16 protein-coding genes are annotated in these 18,883 nt (G+C 40.5%); 3 read left to right on the forward strand and 13 right to left on the reverse strand.

The annotated features are described in order from the left end of the window. Nucleotides 1-5: 5 nt before the first annotated feature. From ABIS04_RS08295 to ABIS04_RS08325, 7 genes are all read right to left on the reverse strand, one after another. The gene (locus tag ABIS04_RS08295; protein ID WP_350433138.1) at nucleotides 6-734 is read right to left on the reverse strand and encodes a M15 family metallopeptidase; all 729 of its coding nucleotides are present in this window, start codon (nucleotides 732-734) and stop codon (nucleotides 6-8) included. Further along, the gene (gene dapE, locus ABIS04_RS08300; protein ID WP_371833622.1) at nucleotides 725-1,858 is read right to left on the reverse strand and encodes a succinyl-diaminopimelate desuccinylase; all 1,134 of its coding nucleotides are present in this window, start codon (nucleotides 1,856-1,858) and stop codon (nucleotides 725-727) included. The genes ABIS04_RS08295 and dapE overlap by 10 nt, the downstream gene beginning before the upstream one ends. Continuing rightward, entirely contained in the window at nucleotides 1,858-2,199 is a 342-nt protein-coding gene (locus tag ABIS04_RS08305; RefSeq protein WP_140234028.1) for an ArsC family reductase, read from the reverse strand. The genes dapE and ABIS04_RS08305 overlap by 1 nt, the downstream gene beginning before the upstream one ends. 275 nt (nucleotides 2,200-2,474) lie before the next feature. Beyond that, nucleotides 2,475-2,984, reverse strand: coding sequence for a PTS glucose transporter subunit IIA (gene crr / locus ABIS04_RS08310; RefSeq protein WP_137220963.1), 510 nt, complete (start codon nucleotides 2,982-2,984; stop codon nucleotides 2,475-2,477). A gap of 69 nt (nucleotides 2,985-3,053) precedes the next feature. After that, nucleotides 3,054-4,787 (reverse strand): phosphoenolpyruvate--protein phosphotransferase, encoded by a 1,734-nt coding sequence (gene ptsP, locus ABIS04_RS08315; protein ID WP_140234029.1) that lies wholly within the window; start codon nucleotides 4,785-4,787, stop codon nucleotides 3,054-3,056. A gap of 12 nt (nucleotides 4,788-4,799) precedes the next feature. Next, nucleotides 4,800-5,057: an HPr family phosphocarrier protein gene (locus tag ABIS04_RS08320; protein ID WP_350433140.1), complete on the reverse strand. Its 258-nt coding sequence runs from the start codon at nucleotides 5,055-5,057 to the stop codon at nucleotides 4,800-4,802. Between the two features lie 386 nt (nucleotides 5,058-5,443). Beyond that, nucleotides 5,444-7,060 carry a methyl-accepting chemotaxis protein gene (locus ABIS04_RS08325; protein WP_350433141.1) on the reverse strand — a complete coding sequence of 539 codons (1,617 nt, stop codon included), beginning with the start codon at nucleotides 7,058-7,060 and terminating at the stop codon, nucleotides 5,444-5,446. A gap of 277 nt (nucleotides 7,061-7,337) precedes the next feature. Between ABIS04_RS08325 and ABIS04_RS08330 the strand changes: the two genes are divergently transcribed. The 3 genes from ABIS04_RS08330 (at nucleotide 7,338) to ABIS04_RS08340 (ending at nucleotide 10,251) form a co-directional block, all read left to right on the forward strand. After that, nucleotides 7,338-8,048: a DUF3334 family protein gene (locus ABIS04_RS08330; RefSeq protein ID WP_350433142.1), complete on the forward strand. Its 711-nt coding sequence runs from the start codon at nucleotides 7,338-7,340 to the stop codon at nucleotides 8,046-8,048. An 85-nt stretch (nucleotides 8,049-8,133) separates the two neighbouring features. Then, entirely contained in the window at nucleotides 8,134-9,171 is a 1,038-nt protein-coding gene (locus ABIS04_RS08335) for a LacI family DNA-binding transcriptional regulator (RefSeq protein ID WP_350433143.1), read from the forward strand. 147 nt (nucleotides 9,172-9,318) lie between these two features. Next, nucleotides 9,319-10,251 (forward strand): DUF808 domain-containing protein, encoded by a 933-nt coding sequence (locus ABIS04_RS08340; protein ID WP_350433144.1) that lies wholly within the window; start codon nucleotides 9,319-9,321, stop codon nucleotides 10,249-10,251. 102 nt (nucleotides 10,252-10,353) lie between these two features. Here the strand turns inward: ABIS04_RS08340 and ABIS04_RS08345 are convergent, their stop codons facing one another. The 6 genes from ABIS04_RS08345 to trmY all read right to left on the reverse strand — a co-directional run bounded on the left by ABIS04_RS08345 (nucleotide 10,354) and on the right by trmY (nucleotide 18,841). Continuing rightward, on the reverse strand, nucleotides 10,354-10,749 hold the full coding sequence (locus tag ABIS04_RS08345) for a DUF805 domain-containing protein (protein WP_350433145.1): 396 nt from the start codon (nucleotides 10,747-10,749) through the stop codon (nucleotides 10,354-10,356). Between the two features lie 173 nt (nucleotides 10,750-10,922). Continuing rightward, on the reverse strand, nucleotides 10,923-13,385 hold the full coding sequence (locus tag ABIS04_RS08350; RefSeq protein WP_350433146.1) for a glucan 1,4-alpha-glucosidase: 2,463 nt from the start codon (nucleotides 13,383-13,385) through the stop codon (nucleotides 10,923-10,925). 57 nt (nucleotides 13,386-13,442) lie between these two features. After that, a complete protein-coding gene (locus ABIS04_RS08355; protein ID WP_350433147.1) occupies nucleotides 13,443-15,002 on the reverse strand; it encodes an MFS transporter in 1,560 nt (519 codons plus the stop codon). Between the two features lie 501 nt (nucleotides 15,003-15,503). Next, nucleotides 15,504-17,489: a glycoside hydrolase family 97 protein gene (locus ABIS04_RS08360; RefSeq protein WP_350433410.1), complete on the reverse strand. Its 1,986-nt coding sequence runs from the start codon at nucleotides 17,487-17,489 to the stop codon at nucleotides 15,504-15,506. Between the two features lie 403 nt (nucleotides 17,490-17,892). Next, the gene (locus tag ABIS04_RS08365) at nucleotides 17,893-18,090 is read right to left on the reverse strand and encodes a CPXCG motif-containing cysteine-rich protein (protein ID WP_350433148.1); all 198 of its coding nucleotides are present in this window, start codon (nucleotides 18,088-18,090) and stop codon (nucleotides 17,893-17,895) included. A gap of 154 nt (nucleotides 18,091-18,244) precedes the next feature. Next, on the reverse strand, nucleotides 18,245-18,841 hold the full coding sequence (gene trmY / locus ABIS04_RS08370) for a tRNA (pseudouridine(54)-N(1))-methyltransferase TrmY (protein ID WP_350433149.1): 597 nt from the start codon (nucleotides 18,839-18,841) through the stop codon (nucleotides 18,245-18,247). Nucleotides 18,842-18,883 lie beyond the last annotated feature (42 nt).

Consider the following 18,883-nt stretch of genomic DNA (forward strand, 5'->3'; position numbering starts at 1 on the left):
CATTTTCAAGTTAATTCACGCAGGCATTGAGCCGGAGAGGGCGCGACAAAAAATACATAGTGATTAACCAATTCGGTCAATCGTTCAAGTAACGACGATTGTAATGTTATTTCTGCAACAGACAATACTTTTGTTAGCTCGTCAGTGCGAAATTGACTTAAATATTGGTCGGCTACGGGGTAATAACTTAAATGCCAGGGTTCAGGGCTCACACCACTTTGTTGTGCTTGATAGGGGAAATAAAACCCATAAGTGTTTGCATGTTGAATAAGCCATTGGTGCAAAGCAAAACAAGGGCCTGTTGGTTGATATTCAGCACTAATAAGCTGCAGAGACTGCTTATTAATTTGTTTGGCATCAAACACGTCAATATCTGTGCCCCAATGATGCCTTGATGCACCAGGAAGTGCCGACCAAATTAAAATAGCGTCGATTAACTGTTGATTGGTTAGTAAGGCAAAATCGATAGGCTGCGACGCATTATTTAATAATGTACGTTCACCTTTAGCTTTGGCATTCCAAATATGTACCTGGCGGTCAAAAGGTCGGTAAGCCGAACACAACTGTAAATCTAAGCCCGCTTTTGCCGCTGCAAGTTGCATAGTGCAAAATGCAGCGGCCGTTTGTTTTTCAAGCAAAAAGTCCCCAACAGACAACATAAATTGACCATCTAGGCCATACAATTTACGTTGCAGTTGTGGAATATCAACATTGAATTGTTGGTTTAATTGCACAATAGTTTTTCCAAAATGCTTTGGTAGCAATTGGCTAATACTTCTAAATCAGATACTTTTACGCATTCATTCACTTTATGAATGGTGGCATTAACGGGGCCTAACTCAATAACTTGCGCGCCCGTTGGTGCAATAAAGCGTCCATCTGATGTGCCACCAGATGTTTGAGGGTCGGTGTCATAACCCGTGACTTCACGTATGGCTTCTCGAGTGGCATCAAGCAATGGGCCATCGCCAGTTAAAAAGGGTAAGCCGTTAAAAATCCAGTTAATATCGTAGTCTAAACCGTGGGCATCAAGAATGTTAACAACACGGGTAATTAATTCTTCAGCGGTGACTTCAGTTGAGTAACGGAAATTGAACATCACCTTAAGATCACCCGGGATCACATTTGATGCACCTGTACCGCCATTAATATTGGCTATTTGAAAACTAGTTGGTGGGAAAAACTCATTACCATTATCCCAATGTATTTGTGCCAGTTCTGTTAGTGCAGGCGTTGCATTATGAATTGGGTTATCGGCTAGATGCGGGTAAGCGACATGGCCCTGAATACCATTAACAGTTAAGTTGCCTGTTAAACTGCCACGACGACCATTTTTGACCACATCACCGAGCTTATGGGTTGAGGAAGGTTCGCCAACTAATGCCCACGTCATTTTTTCGTTACGTGCTTCAAGGGTATCAATAACGCGAGTGGTGCCATTAATAAATGGACCTTCTTCGTCACTGGTAATGAGAAATGCTATCGAACCATGATGATTGGGGTTTTTAGCCACAAAACGTTCGGTAGCGATTATCATAGCGGCCAATGAACCTTTCATGTCCGCCGCACCGCGACCATGTAAATAGTTATCTATAATAGTCGGTTCGAACGGTGGGGTGTGCCAACGGCTAAGGTCGCCTGTCGGGACTACATCAGTATGACCAGCAAAGCAAAACACAGGCTCACTATTACCACGCCTTGCCCACATATTAGTGGTATCTTCAAAAACCATAGGTTCAATATTAAAACCAATAGCGGCGAGTCGATTGGCCATCAAGGTTTGGCAACCTTCATCTAATGGTGTTACCGATGGTCGTGAAATCAGATCTTTTGCTAATTCAACTACGTCATTATTCATTATGCGAACCACGCTTGATATTCTGCTATTTTAAAGCCAACCAGTATCTTATCGTTGTTGACTAATACTGGGCGCTTGATCAGGGTAGGGTATTGCACCATTAAGGCAATCGCTTTGTCTTGGGTAATATCCGTTTTTTCAGCATCGGTTAAGTTACGAAAACTGGTACTGCGTTTATTAAATAAGGTTTCCCAACCGACGACATTAGCCCACTGTGCAACCGTTGTTTCACTTAAGCCGTCTTCACGAAAATCATGAAATGTATAATTTATTTTTTCAGCTTCAAGCCATTTACGAGCTTTACGAACCGTATCGCAATTTTTTATGCCATATAAGGTCAAAAGAATACTCCATTAATGTCAATTGGGTTGTCATCACAAGGACTGGCTATTTAGATAAGCCTGATAAGTACCTTAGGTAACATGGATTTCATTGAATGCGTTAGCAACATTGTGGCATTGTGAAGCGGCTTGAACAAGCCGAAGACGATGTTTTGAACATATTTCACAATCTGTAGCCTAGGGTAAATTAGCCGTAAGATTGCAAATTATTGTGTGGATAAATATTGGCAATAACCCTTGATTAGGCCAATTACATTGCCAATATTAATAGATTGCTACATTTGCACGGTAAAAATAATGTCTTTGCCTGCAATTACGCTACCTTGAGCTTTATCCAATTGTTTAACGTCTTCCATGTTGGCTAATACTACAGGCGTTAATAAACTGTCGACTTTACCGCGCAAATACGCCAAATCGAAAGACAAAATGGGCTCGCCAGCTTTAACTTGTTGTCCTTCTTCGGCTAAGCGTTTGAAGCCATTTCCTCTAAGTTCAACAGTGCCAACACCAAAGTGGACAAATAACTCTAAGCCTTGAGGAGACTCGATACTAAATGCATGATTTGTTTCAAATATCTTACCGATAGTGCCATCGATTGGAGCGACAATAAATTCGCCCTTAGGATTGATAGCGATGCCATCGCCGACAATTTTTTCAGCAAATACTACGTCTGGTACTTTTTCAATGGCAACAATATCACCAGATACAGGAGCATAAATTGCAATGCCGCCCGTTAATGGCGGTTGACCAGATATAAGTCGTCGAATACGGCTTAAAAATCCCATAAGAACAAGCCTCTTTTATTAATATTTTTATGCGGTTAATTGTAAACGCCTAGGTTAATTTTACCAACTTTATTTGCATATTGAATCGTAATCGTGTGCAAAAGCATTAATCGCTTTAGCAATATCATCAATACGGGTTAACGAAGCTACGTGTTGTGCATGCTCGACATATTGTTGATAATTACCTTTGATTAATGCCACTTTCACATCTAAAAAACTCGTTGGATTAATACTTAACTCGTCAAGTCCAAGTCCTATTAATAAAGGCAATACTTGCGGGTCACTGCCAAGTTCACCACACAATGACACACTCACATCAGTCTGTTTACAGTGGCTGATGGTTAAGGTAATGAGTTGTATTACCGCCGGGGACAATGGCGGATACTCTTTGGCTAAATTTGGATTGGTGCGATCGGCGGCTAACGTATATTGGGTTAAGTCATTGGTGCCAATACTGATAAAATCGAGGTGTGGCAACATGCTTGGCAGGTTGAGTACCGCTGCAGGTGTTTCAACAACAATCCCATAACTTATAGATCCAAAACTTTTTTGTTGTTCAATCAATTCAGCTTTAGCCTGTTCAATTAACACAAAGGCGGCTTCTAGCTCCTCTACTTGGCTTACCATAGGAAACATTAATCTAATGTTGCCATGACTTGCTGCTCGGAGTATGGCTTTAACTTGGGTAATAAAAGTGCGAGGGTGTGTCAAACTATAACGAATACCTCGAATACCAAGTGCTGGGTTATCTTCATTATCTTGGGTTAAGCAAGGGATCTCTTTATCTGCACCAATATCAAACGTTCTGATTGTGAGTACATTGCCTTCTAAGCTATGCACAGCATCGCAATAGAGTTTGTATTGCTGCTGTTCATCAGGCAATGCCTTGGCATTCATCAGCAAAAATTCAGTACGGAATAGACCAATACCTTGGGCCCCCACATCAGTGATATGAGATATTTCATTTAGATTGCCCACATTAGCCAGCAAAGTAACCCGATGACCATCAAGAGTTTGACTGGGTTTGTCTTTATAGATCATCAATGCTTGGCGACGCTGTAATTCTTGTTGTTGTTTTTGTTTTAATTGGTCAAAAAGCTCAGATGATGGAGCAATATGTAGCTCACCCGATATACCATCAAGAATAAGCTGAGTGTTATCTTTAATGGTGTTTTTAGATTGTGAAAATTGATAATTGAGTAATGCTGGAATACCTGCAGCCCGAGCGAGAATAGCAGTATGGCTGGTGAGGCCGCCAGATTCGAGGATAACTCCTGTTATGTGGGTTAGTGGCAATATGGCAAATTCTGCAGGAGTTAAATCATCTGCCAGTAAGATAGTGTCTTCGGTGAGAGTAGATAAATCCCATTGTAAATGACCATGTAATGCACTGGTAAGGCGTTTTGCCAAACAGATAATATCGTCACTTCGATTGGCTAAATAGGGGTCGTCTAGTGCTGACATTTTTGCTGCATGTTGATTAAAAATGCGATCAACTGCAACCGCTGCCCCCACTCTAAATTGGCTAATATGGAGATATAGTTGTTGCTGAAGCTCTTCATCTTCAAGCAACATAATGTCGCTATCAATTAATTGGAAATGATCACAATCTGGACACAGGTGATGTTGACAGTGGCGTAAATGAGCAATTAGATTGTTTATAGCCTGTGTGAGTTGCTGCTGCTCGAGGTTAATTTTTTCAGAAGATAGCAGTTTAAAATCCAGTGGTGGTAGTTGAGTCGTAATCGTCAGTGCTTTACCAAATGCGATACCTGCAGAAACAACTATTCCATTGATTGACATACAGTTATCCTATTAGCAGAGGGTAATCAATAGTGAGGCAATTTTATCAACGGCCGCTTCGGCATGTTCCCCAGAGGCTAATATCGTAACGGATACACCTTGATATAAACCTAAGGTTTGTAATTTAAATAAACTTTTGGCACTGGCTTGTTTACCATTACATTCGATTATAATGTCACAATCAAATTCTTTGGCCTCTTTAACCAGTAATGCCGCTGGACGAGTGTGAATACCGTGTGGAGCAACAATAGTGACCGTTTTTTGATACATAGACAACATACTCTGTAATGAATGACAACTAACTACGTAACTGATCCATTATGTTTTGATAATGGATCAGTTTGGTATCAATATTCATCTAATTAACATTTTAATTTCAATTGTTTAGTGCAACAACGTGCTGTCACTTACGCTTGAATAATACGTTATAGGATTCAGATTAGTGCTCAGATATTTAACCTGACGGGCTTAATATACCCTAAAGTGATAATGGCTAAAAGTGATGTTCTATTCGAAATCGTTCCAAGAGCATTTTCTAGTCAATGAGCCAACATTGACTAATAATAATATTAGAAGATATATAGAAGTGTTATAGGAAGGTAATTACACTTTCTACGCCTAGGACTTAGCCTAAACGTAGAAAGTGTTGGTTAGCATTATATTTTAAATTGTCCTAGTGTCTGGCTCATATCTACGCTAACTGTTTGTAGTGATTGGGCCGCATGACTGTGGGTTTCGTTAGCCGCTAACGACAACTCAGTTAGTTCAGAAATGGTATTAATGTTTTTGTTAATATCTTCGGTTACTAATGCTTGTTCTTCAGTGGCACTAGCAAGTTGTGTTGTCATACCACTAATATTATCAATAAGCGCTAAGATTTCGATAATTGCATCGCTAGATTGTACTGCTTTTGATTGCAACTGACCTGATTGGTTTTGTGTATGGGCAATACTGTCCATTACTGATTTAATGCCTGTCTGGATCTGACTAATAATTTTATTAATTTCATTGGTTGAAGACTGAGTTCTGTTGGCCAGCGCACGCACTTCATCAGCCACAACAGCAAATCCTCGACCATGTTCACCAGCTCTTGCTGCTTCAATAGCGGCATTAAGTGCGAGAAGGTTAGTTTGATCTGCAATGCTGCCAATCACATCAAGAATACTACCAATCTCAGCTGATGAATGGCTCAATGTTAGCGATACTGTTTCTGCTTGATGTAATTCGTCGACTAAGCTTTCTGTTTGTTCAACGGTTTGCTGCATCAATTTGTGATTTTGTTCTGCTTGATGTTTCACATTAGCCGCTCCGTCTGCAGCATCCTGAGTATTTCGAGCCATTTCTTGACTGGTCGATAGCATTTGGTTAATCGCGGCAGCAACACTTTGGGTTTCACTGTGTATTTGGTTGGCACTTTTATTCGACGATTTAACGGTATCTAATAAATGCACTGCTTCATCGCTTAATGTATGCCCAAGTGGCTGTAATGTGGCCACCATGTTGGCAATTTTAATCACGAAATCATTGAATGCATTTGCCAATGCCGCCACTTCATCATTGCCTTCTGTAGACAAACGCTGAGTAAGATCACCTTCTCCTTTAGCGATTTGTTCCATTGCATCAATGGTGATCTTGAGAGGCTGAGTGATGGAATGATTCAGTAATAAAAAGAATACAAAAATAGGAACAGCAATCACCATCATGATAATAAAGATATCAATGATGATCTCGGTCATACTCTGATTGACATCGTGAACATTCGACTGTGTCATTATGGTCCAGTTTTGTGCTGGATACTGCTGTGCTGCAACTAATACTGTCTGGGATTGATTTTGCTGATCGACAAAAGAGAATTCGGCTTGCGCATTTTGGTTGTTTTTGGCGGTAGCAATTAATTGTTGATAAGAATCTGAATCATTTGATTTTGTTAAATTGCCTACAGGTTTACCTATAGAGCTTTGATTTAATGGATTGACAATAATGTTATGTTGACTGTCGACAATGATAAATCCCTGATTGTCACTGACTTGAATGTGACTAGCAAACAGGCTTAATTCTTCGGACGTAGCATTTGGCTTGGCTAAATTGAAAGCATCAAGTGTGCTGCTTAATTGCTTGACTTGCCCTGAAATCTGTTTAAATTTTTCTTCAATTAAATGATTGTATTGTTCTTTAATCGAAAACGAACCGAAAACAACAGTGCCTATAGCAGCCAAAGCTAACATAATGAATAAACGCTTGAAAATTGTTAAGCGCCTTAATAATTTAATCATTATTAATCCTAATTTAATGTATCCATACAAAACGTAAGTAAATTATATCTGAGATATAAAATAACGTAAGTCCAATGGCTTGCTTTTGTGAGCAGACTACACATTTTTACATTTGTGAGTCAAATGTATCCAGAATGTAAAAGCTATTGATTATCAGTTGATTAGTGAAATATTTGGATTGATTGATTAATTAACATGCTAATCGATTGTTTTAATTTTGATTTTTTTTTGTTTTACCCGCAAGATTAGGTCAAATAATGAAAAAGGTAACATCACTATGAATGCATCTTTAACCGTCAACAATGATGATATTTTGCTTAAACTTTGTCATTCCGTTTCTCATGTGCTGTCAAGCACTAGTGCAAGTCAAATTAGTCATGCTGGCATGGTTCAAAGTATTTCTCGAACGCGTTTAAAACCGGATTTGTCTTGTTTCTCTATTTTCGATGGCGGTTTTTCTGGTTTAGTGGTAATTAACTTTTCCGCAGCATCAGCGATTGAGATTTACCGTCGTTATATGATCAACATGGGAATGCCAGAAACAGAATTAGCCTTTTCGCATACTTCAGATGATGTCAGTAATGTGATGGGCGAATTAATGAACCAAATTTTAGGTGATTTTATTGGCAAAATATCTAAAGAATTACAAACATCAATTAGCCAAAGTCAGCCTAAAATGCTGGTTATTAATAAAGAGCTAACTATTTCAGTTGATACTAACCTCGATAATGCCGTCGCAAGACGAGTATCATTTAAGACTGAAAATAATCATATTTTTTATCTTGAATTTGCTATGGATAAAACCGAATTTATTCGCTCAGCAGATTTTGAAGTTGATGAAGAATTTGACCTTGATTCGTTAATCGAAACTCACGGTCAACCATCGCAAGCCAAAACCGATAAAACAAAAGATGTGTTAAATGATCCTAATGTAAAAGGCCTTGTTGTAGATGATTCAGATGACTTGCTCAACCAATTAGGCCTATAATCACAGTAATACCACCATTTTCACTAGTTGATTTGGTGGTTTACTTTTAGTGGCAACGAGAAAAAATAAAGGGCTAACTATAACAATGACATCTAAAGCGACTTCTATTGATATAGCTTACCGTGCAGGAGTGTCTCAATCGACTGTGTCTCGCGCGCTAAGAAACAGCCCGTTGGTCAATTTAGAAACCCGCCAGCGTATTCAAGTCATTGCAAAAGAGCTTAATTATAAAGTCGACAAAAATGCCAGTAATTTGCGGATGCAGAATAGTCAAACAATAGCCCTGCTAATTTGTGAAGATCCGACAAACGATGATTCAATGATTAATCCTTTTTTCTTATCAATGCTAGGTTCAATTACTCGTGCGACAGCTCAGCAAGGATATGATTTACTCGTATCATTTCAACAGCTCTCCAGTGACTGGCATGCTGACTATGAAGACAGTAACAAGGCCGATGGCATTATTTTGCTGGGCTATGGCGACTATGTAGACTATGCCCATAAGCTTGATAAACTGATTGAACAAAGTACTCATTTTGTTATTTGGGGCGCAGAGCACAATAATAAAGCGGTATTATCGATTGGTTGCGACAATCATCAAGGTGGCTTCATTGCCACTGAACATTTACTAAAGTTAGGGCGTAAACAGATTGCCTTCTTAGGTGACTCATCAAGTAGAAGTCCAGAGTTCAGAGACCGTTATTTAGGCCATATCGATGCGTTAATAAAAGTCGCGATTAATGAAGATAAACAACTGCAGTACGATGCCATTAACACTGAGGCATCGGGATATGAGGCGGCTAATGAGCTGTTAGATAAAGGCGTTGCATTTGATGCCATTTTTACTGCCAGTGATTTGATTGCTATTGGCGCTATTCGAGCGCTTAAACAACGTGGTGTATTGGTTCCCGAGCAGGTTGCTGTTGTAGGTTATGATGATATTCCAATCGCCAGCTTTGCAAACCCAGCGCTCACTACCGTTAAACAAGATACTCGATTTGCTGGTGAAATTTTAGTCGAAAGTGTGCTCAAATTGATTCGCGGTCAAGAGGTTAGCCCACGATTAATTCAAACTAATCTTGTTATCCGTCATTCTTGTGGCACACCCACTGATAATAATTAGTACCGATATGACTGATTGATGATGTTATAGATTAATATTGAACAAAAGGTGTAACAAAAAATCACCTTGGTTTAGTGAGTCAAAGCTTGAGATAGATAATGTATCTCAATCATATTGATAAGATTGTTTTTAAGGATAAAACTATTTATGGCAGGCGCTAGTTTATTAACCCTATTAGATGATATTGCGACTATTTTGGATGATGTCGCGGCAATGAGCAAAGTGGCGGCCCGTAAAACGGCTGGGGTGCTAGGAGACGATTTAGCGTTAAATGCGCAACAAGTGTCTGGTGTTGCCTCTGAACGTGAACTTCCAGTGGTGTTTGCAGTCGCTAAGGGCTCTTTTAAAAATAAAGTGATTTTAGTGCCAATGGCCATGCTAATCAGTGCATTTATTCCATGGGCTATAACGCCTTTATTGATGTTTGGTGGTTTATTCTTATGTTATGAGGGCTTTGAAAAAGTCTATCATTCACTTACTCATAAACGTAGCGCCGAGATTGATGACGACGCCGTGGTAGCCAAAGCAAAAGCAGATATAGAAGACTTAGCTGCTTTTGAGAAAGAAAAAATCAAAGGGGCAATTCGTACCGACTTTGTCTTATCCGCTGAAATTATTGCTATCAGTTTAGGTGTGGCAGCCCACATGGATTTATTGGCTCAGTTTTTAACTTTATCGGTGATTGCTGTTGTTATCACGGTGGGAGTTTATGGCTTAGTGGCCGGTATAGTTAAAATTGACGATCTTGGTTTATATCTCGCGAAACGTAAGCCAAGCGGAATAGGCCATAAAATAGGATTAGGGTTGATATCTGCAGCACCTTATTTAATGAAAATCCTCACCTTTGTCGGCACTATTGCGATGTTTATGGTGGGAGGCGGCATTTTGACCCACGGTATTCATGTGGTGTTTGAATGGATTGAACATGCGCAAACTGCAGTCAATCAAATCAATGTCGTAGGAGGTTTTCTAGGCATGTTAACCCCAAGTGTGCTCAATGCATTATTTGGTGTTGTTGCTGGTGGGTTGGCTGTGCTAGTTATGAATGGTGTGATGAAATTGATGCCATCCAAAACCTAAATTATTATCCACTAAGCTGTAATAACAAAAAGAGCATAGTCAGTGACTATGCTCTTTTTAGCAATAATACCCTTGATAACGATATTAATAGGTAGCTTAAGTTTAAATCGCTAAGTTATCATTATTTTCTGGGTTAGGCATCGCCTTTGGGTTTGGGCCATATTCGTTATCATCTTTACTGTTAAAGCAAATTACCACTAAAATAATTAATGCTCCGAGTAATGGAATACATATTAGTAACAACCACCAACCAGAATGATCTGTGTCGTGTAATCGGCGTACGCTCACCGCTAAACTTGGGATTAATATCGCCAGTGAATAAACAGAGCTAAGTAAGCCTGCACCATAAATATCACTGTATAAACCAACGCCCATATCAACCAAAGTCAGTAAAATACTAATGATTGTACTGATCAATACAAACATCCAGTATTCTTTACGACGTGCTCGGCCACTAAAATCAAAATACTGTTTTAAAACTTTTAAATACCAATCCATTCGTTATTCCTTAACGTTAACCTTGTTTAATCTGCGGTATTAGTAACAAGATAGTGTTGAATTAACAAGATTTTGTTTCAGAATACACACAAAAAATAAAGCCGTTGTGAGTCACAACGGCTTATTGAACAAGCTAATAACAGTGCCATCAATATACTGCGATTAATACAGTGCTATTTAGCGAGTGTTTGTTGTACAACCGGGTAAAAGTCCCACACTTGTTCGTCGGTCATTGAACGTACCAATTTAACGTATTCCGCATGGGTCCAAGCCAGTGGGGTGGCTGAGTTAGTCCCTTGGCCCATTTTGTAGTCATAGCGAGTGGCATTACCGACACCATCCCAAGCTTGTTCTGGTAACATTAACCCTTGGTTGGCAAAGGTTTCCATGCCTTGAACATAGGTATTGATAAGTTTGTGTTTGCTGTCGGCGGATAATGTACCGTTGGCGTTGGCTAGGGCTAATTCGTAATGTCCGCGCTCGCCAGTAAAAAATGGCCAAACTCGTCCACGCTGATGTTCAGTATTGCCTTTTTCTGCATAACTAAGTCCGGTGACAGTGTCTTCACCGTAGCCATCATTACCATAACGACGATAACCTGGAAATTTACTGCCATCTTTGGCGGTAAATTGGTATTTAACGCGTAAGTTATCTTCAAGACCTTGCCTGTCTATTAGCATGACGCTGTTTTTAATAACAGGGTCTTGGGCGTTAACCACACCATAACGGACTAATTCTAAAAAACCACCATCGAGGATCAAACGCTGATCTAAACCAGGTTTACCATTGTTATCGATGAGCTTGTCGGTGTTATTAGGGTTACCATTTGGGCTAATGCGCACATAGTAAGGTGCAACTTTACCTTTGGCATCTGTTTGACCTAATAAGCCTGTGGTGGTGACCATCGTTGTTTCGAGCTGACGTTGTAGCTTACGTGCTAAATCGGCATATTTAGGCGCTTGTTCATCTTTCGCTAGCACTCCAATATCACTGGCAGCCACTAAACCGGCAATTACGGCTGCAGTTGTGGATGGAGAGAATCCGGCTTGTTCTTCCCAGCGCTCTTGTTGAGTACTTGGAGGAGTGATTTTAGTGTCATTCCAATCCAGTTTTACGTTGCCACCTTTAACTAAAAAGTCAGCAGCTGGTTTAAGCATGTCGTTGTACCATTTGGTTATTTCTGCATCGCTAAGCACACCAGCTTGCCAAAGTTTCCAACCGAGCATGATTGGCATAGCGGTTTGGTCTAACTGCACGCCAACCCATTCAATTTCACCATCGACATGAGTTTTCTGTAAAAACCATCCAGGAGTACCGGCAAAACCAGGTGTTTGTTGTTGAACTTGAACCTGCTTTAAATATTCAAAAGCCACTTTTGGTGTTTGAATATCGCCCATGGCTAGAAATGCCATTGCACATTGGTAAAAATCACGTGGCCATACCGCTTTATAGCCTGTACTGCCTACTTTAGCTGACACCGTGTCGCCCCAAGGATTTGAAAGTGATGCGATTAACGCCCCAGCATGGGTTTTATCTTCTTGAGCTTTTAACACTAAGGCGCTGACATAGAGTAATTTACCGTTATCTGTAGTGTTGGTACTCATGTCATTTAATGGCTTCAGCGAGGCTAAGTAATCTTTCCAGCCAAGATGTTTATCGTCGCCTAAATATGCTTGTTTAACGGCGTCATAACCCGCATCTAATGTGGCTTGAGTGGTGGCTAAGCTGCTTGCTTTGTCTTTACCAAAACCGATCACCAAATTAAAGCTTAGGTTATCATTAGCATTGGCAAGGGTAGGGTATTGTGCCGTTAGCGCGACGTTGCCGCCTTGATTGGTGTCGCTAGTGGTTTGGAAATAAGAATCAAGTTTACCGTTATCTTGTAAATCGACAATACCATCTGATGTGCCGACGAACCCAGCGCTAGCGGCGACAAAATCGACATCTGTTTTAACAATCATTACCGTTGAATTAGTGTCACTTGTGTAAGCCACTAGCGATTGGCCTTCAACACTAGCAATGTCATTGGCGCCACTGTTATCAATGTGCGGATTGACATAAAGGTGTGGTGTAATGCCAGCCTCAAAAGCAGTAAAGGTGACTTTCATCATCAAGCTACTTCTATCGGGATCGGTAAATATATGTTTTTCTATTTGGTATTTACCTTCAACATCTTTATTAATGACTTTATAAGCTAGCGATAATGGTCGTCCCATATCATCAGTATCTAAATATTCAATAGTGCTGATAGTATTGTCTTTTTCAGTATCGACAAAGCCATTGCCAGAGATAATAAATTGCAGCTCTTTAAGCTGGGCATTGTGAATAAGGCCAAACATGGTTTCGGTTAATACGCCTTGAGCAATCGAAAACCATACTTTACTGACCGGGTTTGCCGCGGTGTCTTGATAATGGCCGTTAACATAGGGCTCGTAAGATGTACCTATGCCAGTTTTTCCTGAGAAAGCCCAAGTAGGTTCTATGCCTGGTGCACCTGTTGCAACGCTAACAATTTGAGCTTGTGTGTTTACTTGACTATCAACAGGTGTGCACGCACTTAAGGCTAGAGCCATCATGCTGGTCGTAACAGCTTTCGCTATGATGCTGCGATGGCTGAGTAAATGTGGTTTTAACATGGAATTCCCCAAAATAGTAATCTCAATCTAGTTACCAGTGACAAAGACTGGTAATCGTTATTGTGTTTGCTTGTCTTGATCTACAAATAGCACCGCAATGCCCGACAACATCATAAATATCCCGCCTAATACTAAAGCGTAAATTGGTTGTCCATCAAAAAATACCTTAAGCAATAAGCCAAGAATACTGGCCGCTAATAGCTGTGGAATTACGATGAAGAAGTTAAAAATCCCCATGTAAACGCCCATTTTTTTCGGGGGTAATACACCAGATAACATGGCGTAAGGAACCGATAAAATAGATGCCCAAGCAAAACCGACGCCAATCATAGGTATCCATAACAAGTTAGGGTTTTCAATAAACATAAAGCTGATGAGACCCACACCGCCAATAAACATGTTGATGGTATGGGTGAGTTTAATGCCGACGGCCTTGGCTAGAAACGGAATAATAATCGCAGCAATTGCAGCAAAGCCGTTATACGACGCGAACAACATACCGACCCAATCTGCACCGTCATTATAGGCTTGGGATACTACATCAGTGGTGCCGTAATGGTATGAAGTAACGGCCGCTGTGGTGTAAATCCACATAGCAAATAGGGCAAACCAAGCAAAAAACTGCACCAGTGCTAGCTGACGCATGGCTTTGGGCATATGAAACAAATCATCGACAACATTAAACGTCATGCCTAATCTGTCGCGAGTTGCTGATGATTCAGTGTTGCTGTTTGACAGTTTTGCTAACTTACGCGAACAGTAAAGTTGCAGCGGTCCGAAGGTAAAAATGCCCAAACTTAAAATATAAAGTTGCTTATCTAGATCCAGGCTAACAATTGCGAGGGTGAAAATGGCGCCAATCGCCATCCATATAATCGCGCCATTTTGATATTGTTTGGCTGTACGCGTATTGACGTTAGTGTCTTGTGTGTCAGTGGTGTCTTGTTGATGAAATTCAGCAAGTTGCTCTGGAGAATATTCTTTGGTTGAAATAATGGTCCAACCTACGGTTAGCATTAGTACCGCGCCACCAAAGTAAAATGCATAGCGCACAGAGTCTGCAATTTCGCCCGCTGGTGCGGTGTTTTCCACATCAAATACATTGGTTAAAATATATGGCAAGGCCGATGCCACCACCGCGCCAATACCAATGAAAAAGCTTTGCATTGCATAGCCTTGGGTCCGTTGGTTTTTTGGTAGATTATCGCCAACAAAAGCACGAAATGGCTCCATGGCAATATTGATCGACGCATCCATAATCCACAACATACCCGCAGCAATCCATAAAGTCGGCGAGTGCGGCATGATAAAGAGTGACAATGTGGTTAATACTGCACCAATTAAAAAATAGGGGCGACGACGGCCAAGGCTATTCCAAGTATTGTCACTTAAGTAACCAATAATAGGTTGTACGATGAGCCCCGTGAGCGGTGCGGCAATCCATAAAATGGGAATATCATCAATAGATGCACCTAAAGTTTGAAATATACGACTAACGTTGGCATTTTGAAGTGCGAAACCAAATTGGATCCCCAAAAAGCCAAAACACATATTGAAAATTTGCCAAAAATTCAGTTGCGGTTGTTGGGTGACGTTTTTATGATTATTGGCAGACATGTGACATCCTTTTTGGTAAGTCGTTGGGCTTACTTCTTTTAATTTTGATTTTAATACTAATGCAAGTCTTGCTGGTTTTGGTTCAGTTGTTTTAGATAAGCAGTTTTAGGCTACCTGCTTTAGTCAAAAGGTTTACCGCTAATCTATTAGTAAATGGCCTTAACAATTGAGTCAGCAATAGCTAAAAAAATAGCGAATACTCATCTCCCTAAGACGGGTATTCGCCAGGACCTTCACTTTTTCACTGTTAACTGTGATCATATATTTTATGATGGCAGTTAAGAAATACGGAGCCAATGAAGGTACTTAAAAACTGCTGGTCTCCATGGTCGAAGACACATCAGCAACAACCTAAACTATTTCGTCCTGCAATCACAGATGAAATAGCGTGGGTATATCCTATCCTCGAGCTCGTTGTGGGTACAACTGAATACATACGTATTCATGCTTTTTTAGTAACCTAACGCAAACGTTTGCGTAACATTTTGCGGGTTGATCTTTTTATAGCGCTTTAAAACGAATTGCGGTACCGCCACTGGCTGCCAACGATAAATCTAGGCTGTCTTTTGCGGTGACATTTTTAGATTCAATAACATAATCATAGGGATTTGTTAACCAATTAGCCTTACTGCCGTCACGGTATATTTGCGCTTGATAACGTTTTCCTGGCGTTAAAAAGTCGAGTTTGATCGTCAGTTCGCGTGATTTTTCGTCAGTGAGTGCACCTAAATACCAATCTTCAGTACCACGTTGTTTGCGGGTCACGGCAACGTAATCGCCAATTTCACCCGCAAGGGCGATACTGTTGCTCCAATCTGTCGGTACATCTTGAATAAATTGAAATGCATCTAAGTGTTGTACATAGTTACGTGGTAAATCTGCCGCCATTTGAATTGGGCTGTATAACACGACGTAAAGCGCTAACTGTTTTGTTAACGTGGTTTGTACGCGGTTTTCGGCATCTAAACCTTGTGGTGCTAAATTAAAAATCCCCGGAGTAAAATCCATCGGTCCGGCTAACATGCGAGTGTACGGTAATATTGCGGTGTGTTCTGGGTTATTAGGTGGGCTTCCCCATGCATTAAACTCCTGGCCTCTGGCACCTTCACGGGCAATCCAGTTAGGGTAAGTACGGCGCAAGCCTGTGTCTTTAATCGGTTCGTGGGTATTAATGCTAATGCTGCGTTTTGCCGCCTCAGTTACACTGTGTAGGTATTCGTTAACCATAAATTGGCCGTCGTGCCATTCATGCCTAATAATGCCATTTTCATCTACACGCTTTATATTGCCACCGTCTGCTACGTAACCGGTTTTCACTTGAGTCACGCCATGTTTTTGATATAAATCATAAGCATCACTCATTTGATTTCGGTAATTAGTGACTGAACCAGAGGTTTCATGATGGCCAATTAATCGGACATTTTTACTGTCTCCGTATTGCGTCACTTCATCTATATCAAAGTCAGGGTAGGCTTGGGTAAAGCTAAACACGTCGCCGTTATCGAACCAACTACCATCCCAACCTTCATTCCAACCTTCAACCAATACCCCATCAAACCCATATTGGGCGGCAAAATCCATATAACGCTTGGTTTCGCTAGTGGTTGCGCCATGCTTAGGGCCGCTTCCCCAGGTGTTTTCATTGAGGTGCATTCCCCACCAAATCCCAACGTACTTACCTGGTTGCACCCAAGACACATCTCCTAATTTGTTCGGTTCATTAAGATTAAGGATCAGGTCTGAATTAAGTAAGCTTGGGGCATCTTTAGCGATTTGAATCGTACGCCAAGGTGTTGAAAAGCCAGGTTGAGTCTTAACGCGAATACCGTCAGACCAAGGCGTTAAATCGGCATGTAAAATTCCATCGCGACCTTGATTAAGCACCATAGCGGCATAGTCGGTGAGGGCAGCTTCATGAATACTTAAATGTACGCCGTCTACTGTTCTGAAGGTCATTGGCGTGTGGGCTCTGTCGATTTTATCAAGCGAAGTTGTACGGTATAAATATTCGTATCGGTTCCAGCCGCGACCGGGGATCCACCATGTGGTTGTGTGTTGTGGGTCGGGTATTGAAAATTCAGTTAATTCCTCGGTAATATCGAGTTTGGGTGTGTTGGCGAGCCCAGTTTGCTTAGGTACTAGGTAACGAAAACCAATACCGTCATTAAAGGCTTTAAATTCAATATCAAAATCGACTTTGCCGTTACTCAGGGTTGCGACGATGCGATTGTAATGGTCGCGTATATTTTCACGCTCACCCCAAGGTTGTTGCCAGGTCTGATCAATACTATTGTTGGTGACGTTTTGTATGCTGAAATCTACGCCAAATTCACCTAACTGTTGAAACACCAAGCCAAGTTTACTCGGGTTGATCACGGTTTTACCGTTAAATTGTATTTGATATTCAGGACGACCATTGTCGTCAGTCAAACTGATGTTGATGTGTTTGTCTGGGGATTCAACATTAACCGTTTTAGCTTGCACCATGCTAGGGACGGTAAGCGTTGCAAATGCTATTGCACTAGACAACACGATAATATTGGGAATAAAGTTTACATGAGCTGTTGAGGCTGTTGAGTTAACGCGCACCATACAAAATCCTTGTTGTTTATTATTTTATCTTTTCAACAAGCAATATATGACGCTTTTAGATTTTACAGCAAAGATCTGCATACGTATTCAGAAGGTAAACTCTAATAATGAGCTAATGAATGACCGCTACAGTTATATTTTGAATCAGATAGTTACTGAAAGTTTAGATTAACTTGTTTTAGGGAAAAGGGTATGAAAGCATTTTTCTTGAAAGCTAATTTAATAGTGTGTCAGTTAAGTTTAATGTTACAGCTCAACGTGGCATTTAAAACGGGAAAATACATCATTTTATTATTGATTAAAATGCTTCATCTTCACTATAAACACTCACAGTAAGCTCGCCATTAATACTTTCAGAAACCAAGAAATTAATCGGTTTACAACATACTTGGCAATCTTCAATGTACTGCTGTCCCATGTCGGACGAATCAATGAGAATTTCGAGCGTTTCACCGCAATAAGGGCAATCTATAAGCTTTTCTGTTAATTGGTTCAATTCAACATTCTCCTCGTTTACTTAAATACATGAAATTAACATGAACACTCAGGATTGTTGGCGACAAGCAATTAATGATGTTATTGGCCGTAGGCCATAAAAACAACAAAATCGACCATGCCATATTCTAGTGAATAACTGCAGGCCATTTTGACTACAATCTCATATCTAACTCATTGTGGATCAACACCACGCACTGTGATGCGAACAACATTCTAGGGCCCAAATTAATGTGTTGGGTGCCGAGACGTTTTAAGCTGTTAAAGCTCTTTTTAGGCATTGGGATATGATCAGTCAGTAGAAAACAAGGATTGGCAGCAAACTCAATATCTCGCACTGGGGTGCCTTTTTTCTCTAACATATACAGCTGATAATCTTCGGCTAGCTCTTGGATTAACTTTTCAAAACTCACAGTGCGCACCGTAATGCCAGGCTCAACTTCACGCAATTGTTCTTTAGTCATGCCCTTTGATGCTGTTAATGCTTTGGCAATTTTATTAGTAAGATTTTGCTCGTGAAATCCGCCGATATGACCTAGCTCACTGGAACGAAAGCAGATTGTGCGTGAATAATCTTGGGTACTTTCTAGCACTAAATACACCACCACATCGTCACGATGAGATTGGGCGACAAAAATAGTATTCATTAAGGTATGAGCTAAAATTTCAGTGTGAGCCTCATGGCCTATACCCGCCAAAAATTGCTGACTATCAACTGGAGCAGCTCTGGCTCGAACGACAAAAGCGCGCATTGTAAATCCTAATGTGGAAAATGGGTGTCAATTAAAATGAAA

It is taken from the genome of Shewanella sp. H8 (assembly GCF_040285065.1).
GTDB classification, from domain to species: domain Bacteria; phylum Pseudomonadota; class Gammaproteobacteria; order Enterobacterales; family Shewanellaceae; genus Shewanella; species Shewanella polaris.

Bases quoted from the DNA above. Each gene is read 5' to 3' on its own strand.
- dapE (WP_371833622.1), bottom strand. From the start codon at position 1,858: ATGAATAATGACGTAGTTGAATTAGCAAAAGATCTGATTTCACGACCA.
- ABIS04_RS08330 (WP_350433142.1), top strand. From the start codon at position 7,338: ATGAATGCATCTTTAACCGTCAACAATGATGATATTTTGCTTAAACTT.
- trmY (WP_350433149.1), bottom strand. From the start codon at position 18,841: ATGCGCGCTTTTGTCGTTCGAGCCAGAGCTGCTCCAGTTGATAGTCAG.
- ABIS04_RS08320 (WP_350433140.1), bottom strand. From the start codon at position 5,057: ATGTATCAAAAAACGGTCACTATTGTTGCTCCACACGGTATTCACACT.
- ABIS04_RS08360 (WP_350433410.1), bottom strand. From the start codon at position 17,489: ATGGTGCAAGCTAAAACGGTTAATGTTGAATCCCCAGACAAACACATC.
- crr (WP_137220963.1), bottom strand. From the start codon at position 2,984: ATGGGATTTTTAAGCCGTATTCGACGACTTATATCTGGTCAACCGCCA.
- ABIS04_RS08350 (WP_350433146.1), bottom strand. From the start codon at position 13,385: ATGTTAAAACCACATTTACTCAGCCATCGCAGCATCATAGCGAAAGCT.
- ABIS04_RS08345 (WP_350433145.1), bottom strand. From the start codon at position 10,749: ATGGATTGGTATTTAAAAGTTTTAAAACAGTATTTTGATTTTAGTGGC.
- ptsP (WP_140234029.1), bottom strand. From the start codon at position 4,787: ATGTCAATCAATGGAATAGTTGTTTCTGCAGGTATCGCATTTGGTAAA.
- ABIS04_RS08355 (WP_350433147.1), bottom strand. From the start codon at position 15,002: ATGTCTGCCAATAATCATAAAAACGTCACCCAACAACCGCAACTGAAT.
- ABIS04_RS08340 (WP_350433144.1), top strand. From the start codon at position 9,319: ATGGCAGGCGCTAGTTTATTAACCCTATTAGATGATATTGCGACTATT.
- ABIS04_RS08325 (WP_350433141.1), bottom strand. From the start codon at position 7,060: ATGATTAAATTATTAAGGCGCTTAACAATTTTCAAGCGTTTATTCATT.
- ABIS04_RS08335 (WP_350433143.1), top strand. From the start codon at position 8,134: ATGACATCTAAAGCGACTTCTATTGATATAGCTTACCGTGCAGGAGTG.